This is a genomic window from Sesame phyllody phytoplasma (assembly GCF_018390775.2).
GTDB classification, from domain to species: domain Bacteria; phylum Bacillota_I; class Bacilli_A; order Acholeplasmatales; family Acholeplasmataceae; genus Phytoplasma; species Phytoplasma australasiaticum.
This window is the reverse complement of record NZ_JAHBAJ020000003.1, coordinates 1-13330: the sequence shown is the minus strand read 5'-3', so window position 1 is coordinate 13330 and position 13330 is coordinate 1. Positions and strand designations below refer to the sequence as shown.

The 13330-nt window shown below is 23.4% G+C and carries 7 protein-coding genes and 3 tRNA genes; 1 reads left to right on the top strand and 9 read right to left on the bottom strand.

What is annotated here, in order from left to right; translation table 11 throughout:
* Positions 1-17: 17 nt before the first annotated feature.
* The 7 genes from KHD59_RS00510 to KHD59_RS00480 all read right to left on the bottom strand — a co-directional run bounded on the left by KHD59_RS00510 (position 18) and on the right by KHD59_RS00480 (position 8946).
* Entirely contained in the window at positions 18-2435 is a 2418-nt protein-coding gene (locus KHD59_RS00510; RefSeq protein ID WP_213680331.1) for an HAD-IC family P-type ATPase, read from the bottom strand.
* 42 nt (positions 2436-2477) lie between these two features.
* Positions 2478-3800 carry a cysteine--tRNA ligase gene (gene cysS / locus KHD59_RS00505; protein ID WP_213680309.1) on the bottom strand — a complete coding sequence of 441 codons (1323 nt, stop codon included), beginning with the start codon at positions 3798-3800 and terminating at the stop codon, positions 2478-2480.
* Between the two features lie 102 nt (positions 3801-3902).
* Positions 3903-5240 carry a glutamate--tRNA ligase gene (gene gltX / locus KHD59_RS00500; protein WP_213680310.1) on the bottom strand — a complete coding sequence of 446 codons (1338 nt, stop codon included), beginning with the start codon at positions 5238-5240 and terminating at the stop codon, positions 3903-3905.
* Between the two features lie 91 nt (positions 5241-5331).
* Positions 5332-5724, bottom strand: a complete 393-nt coding sequence (gene rpsI, locus KHD59_RS00495; protein ID WP_004994977.1) for a 30S ribosomal protein S9 — start codon at positions 5722-5724, stop codon at positions 5332-5334.
* Between the two features lie 7 nt (positions 5725-5731).
* The gene (gene rplM / locus KHD59_RS00490; protein WP_004994978.1) at positions 5732-6208 is read right to left on the bottom strand and encodes a 50S ribosomal protein L13; all 477 of its coding nucleotides are present in this window, start codon (positions 6206-6208) and stop codon (positions 5732-5734) included.
* Positions 6209-6643: 435 nt separating this feature from the next.
* Positions 6644-6718, bottom strand: a tRNA-Gly gene (locus KHD59_RS00485).
* A gap of 2152 nt (positions 6719-8870) precedes the next feature.
* Positions 8871-8946: transfer RNA gene (locus KHD59_RS00480), tRNA-Glu, on the bottom strand.
* A 445-nt stretch (positions 8947-9391) separates the two neighbouring features.
* Here KHD59_RS00480 and KHD59_RS00475 point away from each other — a divergent pair.
* On the top strand, positions 9392-10441 hold the full coding sequence (locus KHD59_RS00475; RefSeq protein WP_213680311.1) for a hypothetical protein: 1050 nt from the start codon (positions 9392-9394) through the stop codon (positions 10439-10441).
* 122 nt (positions 10442-10563) lie between these two features.
* Here the strand turns inward: KHD59_RS00475 and KHD59_RS00470 are convergent.
* Positions 10564-10655 (bottom strand) — tRNA-Ser (locus KHD59_RS00470).
* A gap of 160 nt (positions 10656-10815) precedes the next feature.
* Positions 10816-13330 (bottom strand): ATP-binding protein (locus KHD59_RS00465; RefSeq protein ID WP_238120201.1); only part of this gene is annotated, 2515 nt, incomplete at its 5' end.

Below are 13330 nucleotides of genomic sequence, written 5' to 3'. Positions count from 1 at the left end.
TAAAATTTAATTTAATATTATTTCTTGATTCGCCATAATATTAACAAATTAATCATAAATAATAGAAAAAAATCAAAAGTTTTAGTAAACATAACATATCTAATAGCCGCTGCAATTTCACGAATAAAAGGAACTTGCCATATCAACATAATAACTAATAAACAGAAAATAGACATAATTACAGAAAACAATAATAATTTAAACTTATTAAAAGGACGACAGTTTATAAATAAAATATTACTAAAAATAAAAGCAGTTACTAAAGTTAATAAATAGGATATTTGGTAATTAGATTGAAAAGTATTAGGTAATCCATTATATAAAATTAATATCAAAATATAATTGACACTAATTAATAATCCATAAATTCCTGATTTTTTTAAAACATCACTAATAAAAAAATTATTTAAAGGTTTATAATTAGCTTCTAAAGATAAGAAAAAAGAAGGTATACCTATAAAAAAAATATCAATAAAATTTAATTGCAAAGGAGTAAAAGGAAAAAAAATTAGATTCTTACAAAAAAAATTATTAATTATTGTAATCCAAGCTAATAAAAAAGTAAAAATAGTCTTAGTTAAAAAAACAATCGAATTTTTTTCTAAATTATTAATTAATCTACGTCCTTCTAAAAAAACAACTGGTAAAGAATTAAATTTAGAATTTATTAAAATTAAATTTGCCACATTTTGAGCAGCTTTACTACCAGAAGCCATAGCGATAGATAAATCTGCTGTTTTAAAAGCTAAAATATCATTCACTCCATCTCCAATCATAGCAACTTTTTGATTATTATTCTTTAAAGAAGAGATTAATATTTGTTTTTGTTCCGGAGTAGCCCTACCAAAAACATCGTATTTAGTTGATATATCCAACAATTGCTCAGATTTAAAATTAGTCAAATTAATAGATTTTTCTGACACTGAATCAATTAAACCAATTCGTTTAGCTATAAAACCTGTAGTAAAAGCACTATCACCAGAAATAATTTTTATTTTAATTCCTAATTTTTTAAAATAATTAATAGTTTCAACAGCATCATTTTTAATAATATCTTCTAACAAAATTAAAGAGATAACTTGATAATCGGTATTATTATTAATATTAGATAAAATATCATTAGTACGAACTAATAATAATACTCTATATCCTAAATTAGTATATTTTGAAACATCTTTATCAATAATATCATTTTTTTGTTTTAAAACAAATTCCGGAGCACCCAATAAAAATGTACCTAATTCTTCAAATTCAATAGCACTATATTTTCTTATACTAGAAAAAGATTGCAAATCTCGTACTTTATAAATAATATTAGAATTCAAATAACCATTAAAATAATTATACAAAGCTTGTTGAGTAGGATTGTTATTAGGAAAATGTTGAACAAAATTAGCCATTAAAACGTTTAAAGAAATAACATCATCATTAAAGTAATTTAAAACTTTTTGAACACTCATTTTTCCATCGGTAATAGTACCAGTCTTATCTAAACATAATATATTTATTTGAGACAACATCTCAATCCCTAATAAATCTTTCATGTAAGCTTTACGTTTAAATAAGCGAATAAAACCTAAAATAGAAATCATACTCATTAACAAAAATAATCCAGAAGGCGTCATACCAAGCATGAACCCGCATATCCCCAATAAATAATCATCAGAAAAATTATAAAAATTAGATTTATAAGAAAAAAATAAAATTATAGTAGTAGGTATAGTTACAAAAAAAATTAATTTTACCAAAGCGGAAAATGTTTTTATTAAAGGTGTTTTAATATTTTGATATTTTTTAGCTTGTTTAATCAAATTAGAAACATAAGTGTCTTCATCTAAAGCAATAACTTCCGCATAAGCTGAACCTGAAACAATATAACTACCAGAATATAAAATATCACCTGTTTTTTTCAAAACTGATTTAGATTCTCCTGTTAAAAATGATTCATTAACTTCTAAAACTCCATATTTAACACGAGCATCAGCAACAATTTGATTTCCTAAATCTAAAACTAAACAATCGCCTAAAACTAAATTAGAACTTAAAATTTCTATAATATGACCATTTCGAACAACTTTAATATTATTAGGTAAAATTAAATTAATTTTATCTAAAGTTTTTTTTATTTTAATTTCTTGAATAATACTAATAATAATATTCAAAGAATTAACTATTAAAAAAAATAATTGATCATAACGTCGAATTTTCAAAATAACAATAACAATAAAAAGTAATAACAAATTTAGACATGTAAACAAATTATTACCAATAATACTTAAAATACTTTTATCATTATTAATTGATTTATATTGTTTTTGATTTTTCAATCTTTGATTTACTTCATGATTAGTAAGACCTAAATTGCTTAAATCTTGATGCGAAAAATTATTAATTGCAGAATTTTCCAAACTTGTTTTATTAAAATCGTTATTCATATTTTCACCTGCTCCAAAATAATAATTACTTAAAATCAACGATCAAATAAAATTTTTCTGTAATAAAATATTTCTAAAAAAATCTGCTTGATTAAAGTCTTTTATATTTTTAGCTTGCTGCCATAAATAATAATATTCAATCATTTGTTCTGTTACATTATTTAATGTAACCGAAATATCTAAATTATTTAAAATATAAATTAAAGTATAATATAATTCCGATAATACCAATAAATTATTTATATTTTTGGAAATATTTTTTAATAATTGTTCAATCAAAGTAACAACATTAGGAGTATCAATATCATTTTGCATAAATTTATGAAATTTTTGTAAATAATTTTTATTTATTTCATAATTATAAAAATTATTAATTACTAATATAAAATTAATTTTATTTAAAATTTTTACTATTTTAAAGTACTTAAACTTAATATCATATATTAATGCTTTAGTATAATTGATTGGTTTTAAATAATGAAAATGACAAAATAAAAATTTAATCACATTAGGTTCTTTAATATCAACCAATAAATCTTTCACTAAAATAACATTATTTAAAGATTTACTCATTTTATGATTATGATAATTAACATGTCCTACATGCATAAAATAACGAGCTAAAGGTTTACCGTCGCTAGCTATAAATTGAGCTTGTTCATTTTCGTGATGAGGAAATTTTAAATCATGACCTCCACCATGAATATCAATAGTATTCCGAAAAATCTCTCTAATCATTACTACACATTCAGTATGCCATCCAGGTCTACCCAAAAACCAAGGACTTGAATAACGAATACCGATATCAGTTTTTTTCCATAAAACAAAATCTTCTGAATTTTGTTTTAAAAAAACATTTTTTTGATGAACATTTTTATATAATTTATTAATATTTTGACTACTTAAGTGACCATAATCAATAATACTATTAGTACAAAAATAAATGCCTTGGTCACCGAGATAAGCATATTTTTTTTTTAAAAGTAAACTAATATATATAATCATTTGATTTATATAATCAGTCACCAAAGGGAACTTATCAATTCCGTGAATATCTAATTTATCTAACAAATTAAAAAAATGTTCTTTATAGTAGTTAGCTATTTGTCTCTCAGTACTTTTATTTTTAATAGCGACTTTAATAATTTTATCATCCAAATCGGTAATATTTACAACCCAAAAAACTTTAAAGCCTATAAACATTAAATATTTTTTTAACAGATTAAAAAAAATTAAAGATCTAATATTACCTATATGAAGATGATCATAGACGGTAGGACCACAAACATAAATATTAACTAGCGAACCATTTAAAGGATGAAAATCCTCTTTAATACCAGTTAAAGAATTATAAAGTTGTAACATTAAAAAACCTTTTTATATCTTTAAATTTTTTTATACTTTATAAATAACATTTATTTTTATCAAAAAAAGAAAAAAATAAAATTATTCTAATCAAATAATGAATCATGAAATTAATTTAAATTTTTCTAAATTATTTAATACTTTATCTTTACCTAAAAGTTCTAGATAATCAAATAAATTAGGACCTTGTAATTGACAAGTACATAATATTCTAACTATTTTAAATAAAAGTTTTAATTCTATATTAAAATGATTTTTTAAGTTTAAAATTATTTGTTTTAAATTTAAAGATTGAAAAATATCCAATTTATTCAACAATTCCGACAAAATAGGTATAACTTCGTATCCTTTATTTTTTATTAAAAAAAGTTTTAATTCATCTGTTATTTTGTGTTCAGTTTCAAAAAACCATCTATAAATTTCAATAATTTCTTTTACGTAGCATAATCTATCACGTAATAAAATAACTAATTTACTTAATTGATCGTGTTGTAAATCAATATTAAATTGTTGAAAAAAAAATTTTACTCTAATAACTAATTCTTCTAAAGATAATTTTTTTAAATATTCTTTATTGATAAAATTTAATTTATCAATATCGAAAACAGCAGGATCTTTAATAAAACGCTTAACATTAAATAAATTAATCATAAGCTCTTTATTCAAAATATTTTGATTAGTTTGCGGAGAAAACCCTAAAAAAAACAAAAAATTCAAAATTGCTTCCGGTAAATAACCTAAATTTTGATATTGTTCAATAAATTGAATCGCATCAAAATTACGTTTACTCATTTTTTTTTTATTTTTATCTAAAATTAATGACATATGAGCGAAACAGGGTATATCCCAGTTAAAAGCTTGATAAATCATTATTTGTTTAGGGGTATTGGTAATATGCTCCTCTCCTCGAAAAATATGAGAAATTTTCATCAAATGATCATCTATTGCGACAGCATAATTATAAGTAGGATAACCATTTTCCTTTAATATAATCCAATCTTCAATATCTTTACTGGCAAATTTAATAGGACCACGAATTAAATCTACAAAAGAATATTGTTTATCTTTAGGTACTCTAAAACGAACTACATAATCATTTTTATTTTCATCAGAGTAAACCTTATATGCTAATTTTTTTTCCAACAATAATCGTGTGTATTTTTCATAAATCAATAATCTTTCGGATTGCCGATAAGGACCATAACATCCTCCGATATCAGGACCTTCAGACCAATTCAAACCTAACCATTTCAATTGTGATAGTTGTTTTTCTTCGCTACCAGTTATATTACGAATAGTATCTGTATCTTCTATACGAATAATAAAAGAACCTTTAAATAAATGAGCAAATAAATAATTAAAAAATGCTGTTCTAGCATTGCCGATATGTAACCCGTTACCAGTCGGACTTGGCGCATAACGCAATCTCACAGATTCCATAACTATCCCCTTTTTTAAGAAAACCAAAACTAATCATTTAAATTTAAAAATTTAATTTCAATAATAAATAAAAATGAAAATTATACAAACATCAACGTTTAGAAAATTGAGGACGAGCTCGTGATTTTCTGTAACCAGGTTTTTTGCGTTCTACAATACGAGCATCTCTAGTTAAAAAACCTGCTTTTTTTAAAATACTTCTCAAAGATGGTTTAGCTCTTAACAAAGCTCTAGAAATACCCAAACGAATAGCTTCTGCTTGAGAGGTAGAGCCTCCACCATGAACAATAACTTGAATATTATAACAATTTAACTCATTAGTTAATTTTAAAGGTTTTAAAATTTCCGAACGATTAATAGGGGATGATATATATTCTTCAAAATTTCTGTTATTAATTATAATATTTCCTGAACCTGTTCTTAAAATAGTTCTTGCAACAGAAGTTTTACGCCTGCCAGTTCCATTAAATTGTATTATTGTCATATTAAAATTATACCTCTAAATTTTCTGGATTTTGAGCTTTATGTTTATGAATATTATCAGCATAAACAAACAATTTTTTTCTTATTTTGTTACCTAATTTATGTTTAGGTAACATACCAAAAACCGCTTTTTCAATGATTCTATTAGGAAATTTTTGCATCATTTCCTGAAACTTTACTTGAGTCAAGCCGCCAGGATATCCTGAATGTCTATAATATTTTTTTTGATTAACTTTTTTTCCTGTTAAATTAACTTTTTTAGCATTGATAACTATTACATAATCACCATTATCGATATGAGGAGTATAAACAGTTTTATGTTTACCCATCAAAATAGAAGAAATTTTTGTCGCTATTCTTCCTAAAACTTTTTGATTGGCATCAATAATATACCATTTTCTTTTTAAATCATTTTCACTCATACTAGAAGTGCGATTTAAATCAGTTAAGTTTTTATTATAAAATACTGTAGTATTATTAGTCATAAATTCAAAAAATCTCCATTTAAACAATTAATAACAATTGTCAATTAATAATTTATATAAATTGTAAAATTAAATATATAATAAAACATTAACCAATTAAATAAAATAAAAAAATATTTAAATTTTTTTATTAAATTTATAAAACAATAATATCCGACATAACAGCAACATTTAAAATAACAATGAAAATCATAATATATAATAAAAACTACCAAAAGAAATGGTAAAACTTTAAAATAAACCCCAATAAAACAGATAGATAATCAAATTATATTAAAATCAAATAATAATGTCAAGCATCTTTTAAATAGTTTTTTTATAAAAATATAAAATAAAATTAATACAATAATAAATTAAAAGACGAAATTTAAAAATAGAATATTTTTTTATATAAGATAGCTACAAATTATTATTGTATAAATTTTAATTTAAAACTGGAGCGAATGATGGGAATCGAACCCACATATCTAGCTTGGAAGGCTAGGGTAATAACCATTATACGACATTCGCATAATTTTAGATAAATTAAATTTAAAATTAATAATAAAATGGTCGGGAAGACAGGATTCGAACCCGCGACCTCCTGGATTGTGATAGAATTATTGCGTTTCATGATTTTTTCATTATTACAACAAGCCCCACACAACACCGTACAAACAAGTTTCCAAGTATACGGCGTTTAAATAATTTCATTTCAATATTTCTAACGAATAAAATTTAAATTTTATTAACTTTAGAGATATTCAATTATAAATAGAAATTATTTTGCCCCTTTCGCCTTGTAATTAGTTTTCCTAATCTCTTAAATGGGATCATATGATAAGAATATTCCAAAACTTACCTTGAATACACCATGACTACTATGGTTTTGCTTTTCCCTTGCCGCATTATAAATTTAAAATTATAAAATTATAAAAGACATAATACAGTTTAGGGAGATAGAAGTTACTCCAAATTATTTACCCGATGACCTTAGGTGAGATAACCTATAATAAATTAAAATCTGTTTTTAACAAAAAAATTTAAAATAGGTGAATCTTAAATGTAGTCCTTTAATTAAAAAACTAAAGGTGATAATTATTTTAATCTTGGGACAAATTAAAATAAAACTTCAAAATAACTAAAATTATTAGTTTATCTTTATTAAAATTGATTTCTTAATTCTCTTAGACTCTAATTAAAGTTTATCCATAGTCATCATTCAACTTGCACTAATCTATTGTAAAAATTATTTTACTCAATGCGCTTTTATATCTTGCTATAATCAATTAATCTTTCGATTTAATTAACCAGATATATGTTGCATCATATTATCATAATGATGGTGGATGGTTAAGCCACTAAAAATTTTGGGCATCTTTCTCGCCCTCCCAAACCAGGCGCTCTAACCAAACTAAGCTACTTCCCGACAAATAATAATAATGGCACACCCAAGAGGATTTGAACCCCCAACCTTCTGAATTAGGATAGATTAAATCGGTTTAGAAAAATAATTAATTAATTAGATTTCATATTCGAAATTAGCCCCCCACAGAACCGGACAAGTAAGTTTCCAAACATCCGGCTCCTAATATCTTTGTTTTCTTTGTTTTGTTATTTAAATACTAAAAAAATTATTACTAACTCATATTAATTAGTATGTTATTATATTTTAAAATATCCACTAAATAATCACTCGTTTAAACCGGTTTAGGTTTATATCGATTTTAAACATATAGTTGATGAATTAGATTTTAATAGCTTAAAATCAAAAAAACTATTAGATATTAATAATTTATTCATCTACTCCGGTACTAAAAAATTTTAAAAATAAATATGATTAAATAAAAAATAATAATCACAAAAATTTTAATAAATTTTTAGAAAAATTTTTTTAAGTTAAATTATCCATAACTTAAAAACGAACCTTAACGCGGATTGATAAAATAGTTAACTACTAATTTTTAAGTTTATTAAATAAAAAAACTGAAAGATATTGAAACTCTTTCGCCTTGTAAAGGTTATTATCCTTCGCCGTGATCAGGTTCTTCTAAAATATTCCAATTCTAGAATTAAACTGACGACTACTCTAAGTTTCACTTTTCCCTTGGATCAGCCACTGGCTGTTTTAAGATTTTTATAAAAAATCTATCTTTAGGGAGATCAAAGTTACGACATAATTCTACGTGAAGTTTTAGGTTCAGTTTACAATTTATTTATTAAATTGAGGCATTTATGTATTTTAAAAACATAAAAAAGGTATTTGTTTGAAGAGTCAGTTGAACTAACTTTACAGATAATTAAAAGATACTACGAATCTATATCTTTTACCTTCAAAATCTCGGTTATTATTATCAATATCTTACCGAAGATGTCTCTGAAATTACCACGCTTTTTAACTGATTAGGGATTTTCACCTTCTCCTTGACTTCTGGTCTGGCGCCGACTTATTGACTAGATATTTCGTCTCATCGCGCTTGCGTGCTTTTGCTGTTATTAATTACTCTTTCGAGACAATTAATCAAGCCCACCTTACAGTGTTTACGTGACCTCTGGAGATTATCGCTCCAGGCTATGCGTTAAATAGCTGAATTATGCGCATCTTTTGCGCCCTCCGTAGTCAGATGCTCTATCCAGTTGAGCTATGGGTGCAATACTTATAAAAACAAAATAATTTTAACTCTGGTGACCCGTACGGGATTCGAACCCGTGAATGCATGCGTGAAAGGCATGTGAGTTAACCATTTCTCCAACGGGCCTAAATGCATTTTCATAATAATCTGAAATAAAATAATTTTAAATAAAAAATAAAATAAACAAAATATCAAAATACTCACTTAAATAAAACTTCACATATTAAATTTTTTTAACCCAAATTAAATATTTCGAATATTTATAGTTCGTAATCAAAATTAAAAAATTCAATTAATTAAACTGCTTTTTATTCTAACAACATTAACCATTAAAGTCAATATTAAAATAATCATTTTATCGAACTTAATTGATTTTTAATTTAAAATTAATAATTTTTTAAACCATTAAATATAAAAAAAATTAAAAAAATTAATAATAAAATTTTTATAAAACATTATCTTAAAAAAAAAATATGTTAGAATTAATCTTGTATAAGATTAAAATATCAACAAATTTATTATGATTTTTTATTTTTTTAATCTTACTAATGAAAGGATAAATTTTACATATATGCATACAAAAATAAACAATATCAAAAAATTTTTTAACATTAAAAATTCATTAAATATTTTCATAATTTTAATATTATTTACTTTTAATTATATAACTTTAAATTCAAAATTTTTATTAAAAGCTAATACGACAGAAAAAACTTCGACAGCAGACGATATATTGGCATTTTTAAAAGACATTAAAAGTAAACCAGAAATAGCAAAAAATTCATCATTATCGTCACAATGCGACGCTTTAATCAATGAATATGATCAAATAAAAAAAGCTATATATACTTTTTTTAATGAAAATCCCAACATTAAACAACTAAAATTAACATTATTTGATAAAAAAGATGAAAAAATATCTTCAGTCCGAAACCAAATTAATAGCATTAATGATATGGTAGAAAAGCTACCAAACCAAGATAACGATGAATTAAAAACAAACTCAAAAGAACTCAGTGATTCAATAACAGAATATTTAAATACAATTGAAAACGATTTAATTGAAAATGCATTATACTTACAAAATACAAAACCAGAAGAAGTAACTATTGATTTACTAACAAATAAGTTAACAAAATTTCAAGAGATATATAATAATGTCGAAGACAAAACGGAAAACATAAGAAAATTAATTTCTAGTATTTTGGGTTTGACAATGAGGGAACACTTAGCTGATATAAAAAACGGAATTGACCAACTAAAAACAGCAATAGAAAACATATATGAACCCGTGGAAGAACAACTTATAAAGGAAAAGATCATTGATCAAGATACAAATTATAAACAACTATCATTAGATACCATCATAAAACAAACTTTTAACGACGAATTCATAAAATTAACAAATTTAAAAGATGAAATTAATCAAGTTATAAACACTGATAATAATTCTAATACTAACACTAACAATAGTGATAATGATAATTTTAAACTTTCATCAGATAATAACTCTTCATTAGCCACCAAATTATTTTACTTATTGTGCGTTATAATAACAATAACATTTTTACTTATAATTTATCAATTTAACAAAAAACCTCAACATAAAAATCATTTATAAATATTTAAATTTGTTATTAAAACAAATAAAAAAACACTCTTCTAATGCGTATAAAAACATTTAGAGAGTGTTTTTTTATTTAAAATTTTGTTTAAAATTTCATTTTATCCAAAAAATAAAAATGGCGGAGCAGAAGGGATTCGAACCCTTGCATCAATTTCTTGAACTACATCCTTAGCAGAGATGCCTCTTATAGCCACTTGAGTACTGCTCCATAAAAAAATTTATTAATTTTTATTTTAAAAAATGTTAATACGCAATAGATTATAACAAATATAAAGTAAGAAATAAAAAAAATCTTATTTTTTTTAAAATTATCAACAATAATTCTCCGTTATAAAACGGAAAATTAAACAAATTGATTAATTTTAAATTTATTTTTTTATATTAAAAAAACGCAACAAAGAATAACCAAAATAAAATAAAATAATAAAAATAATAATTTTAATAAAATTACGTTCTAACCAAAATTGCCAACCTTGTTGAGTATTAATTATATTTTTTGAATATTTTTGTAAAAAATTAAATACCATATTTTCAATTTCTTCTTCTGATGTAATTGTTTCATCTAATTTTAAATTATGATTAATCCATAAACTAGCTCGTTTACTGATTAAGTTAATAGTGTTAAGATCAGTAGAATCATGAAAATAATTAGACAAAAAATATTTATTAACAATTTGATTAATTTTTGTTTCTAACTTTTGTTCAAATTGTTGTTGATAAATCTCGATTGATTTTTTTAAATTATCAATAATATTATCCAATTCTAAATTTTGTTGAAAATAATTTTTAATTAATTGATTTATTAAATTTTTTTTCAATTTAGATTTTTCGAAAATAGGAACAGAGAGATCTAAATGTTGATATATTTTTTCTTCCCAAATTCTATAATATAAACTATCTTGTTGATAAAAATATTTTTCTTGATTCATAAATATTTTATTTAAAATTTCTTCAGATAAAATATTATTTCGAATCAATGAATCTAATTCTTGATCAAATTCTTGAATAGTTGTTTTTTTTAAATATTCTTTAATTTGTTCAATTTGAATTTGAGAAAATATTTTTTTATTTAAACTCATTTGATTAATTATTTCAGTTATTTTATCATTAATCAATTTTTTAAGGCGATCATAAAGATCTTTATTTAATCGTATAATAATCTTTTCTAAACAAGTTTCTCGAGAAATATTATAATCTTTCCAACATAAATTGATTTCTTCTTCAATCAATTTAACAATATTTAAATTCAATAAATCCTTAATCATTTTCTGAGATAAATTTATTTTAGAAATTATCTCGTTAATCCATTTATCTTTAAATTGTTTTAACCAATCATTAAATAATTCATTTAATACCAAATCATTTAAAGAATTAATTCGGGGATTAATCTCTTCTATCATATTATTCTTTTTTTTTCGTAAAAACGGATATTCTTTAATAAAATTTTCCCATTTTTCAGACAATAAAGAAATAATTTCTTTTTGTTTAGATAAATCCCAAACAAAATATATACAATTAACCTTATATTTATCATTTGTAATATATAACCTTAAAAGTTCTTCCGGATTAGAAATTTTTAAAGTTGGCAAACTATTATAAAAGCTCAAATTATCAGTTATAACCTCTTTAAAATCTAAATAAAAACCTAATAAATGTTCAGGCCACATATTATTCAAATGAATATCATAAAAATAACCTCCATCATTTCTTAAAGAAATATAGACAGGTTTTTTATTTTCTTGACTATTATTTTTAATTAATTGATAATATTCTAATTCTATTGGTTCAAAATTGTTATCTTCAAAAAGTTGCTTAATAGGGATACCATTGTATTCTTTAATAAAAGCTAAATCTTTCCAATTATTAGCTTGATGTTGATGATTTTCCCAATTACCTTGTCCCTTATTAACTTGATTAATTTCTAGTTTTAAATCTAAAGATAACTGCAAATCAATTAATTTTATATAAGGATGTTGATGATTTAATCTTTGCGAGATAGTAACAGCTTGATTTAATAAACTAATTAAACCACGAGGAGTTTTTAATTCATCATAATTAAACTTAAATATAATTTTAGGAATATCATTTATCAAATAATCATAAGCCATTAAATCTAATTTATAATCTTTAGCTTTTAATTTTAAAAATTCCTGAATAGAAGGTAAATCCCACAAATCAACTTTAATACGTTTATCAAAACGACTTAAAATAGCTGAATCTATTTCTTCTAAGATATTTGTCATAGCGACAATAAACACAGGTTTTTCTTTATCTTCGTGAACACCTTCTAAATAAGATAAAAAAGCAGCCACAATATTACCATGATCAGTAGTCAAAGAATTGCTCGATCGAGAACGAAATACACTTTCGCATTCATCTATTAAAATAATACTTGGAAATTTTTTACGAGCTTCCATAAAAAGATTTTCTATTAATCTCGGAGCTTCACCTACATAAGTTTTTGAAAAATCCGAAGATGATAAAGTAAAAACCGATAAACCTGATTCTCGAGCAAATGCTTCAGCTAAATAAGTTTTACCTGTACCTGGAGGACCATACAAGATAATACCTTTAGGAGGCTTTTTCATACCCATGGTCAAATATTGATTAGTATTTTTAAGATAATTCAAATAATCTTGCAATTGTTCTTTTTCGTTAGACATACCAATCAATTGACTAAATAAAGGCATTTGAGAAGTATCTTTAAAAAATCTTTGAGCATCAATATTTAAAGATGTATTTTTAATATTTTCAGAATCTTTTTTATCTAAAAAATTTAACAATGAAGATGTAACAGTCTCCATACTTTTTAAAACACGTTCAAAAGTATTAAGGTGATTATCTATTTTTTGGTTTAAATCTGCGTTATCACGTTTAACCCTG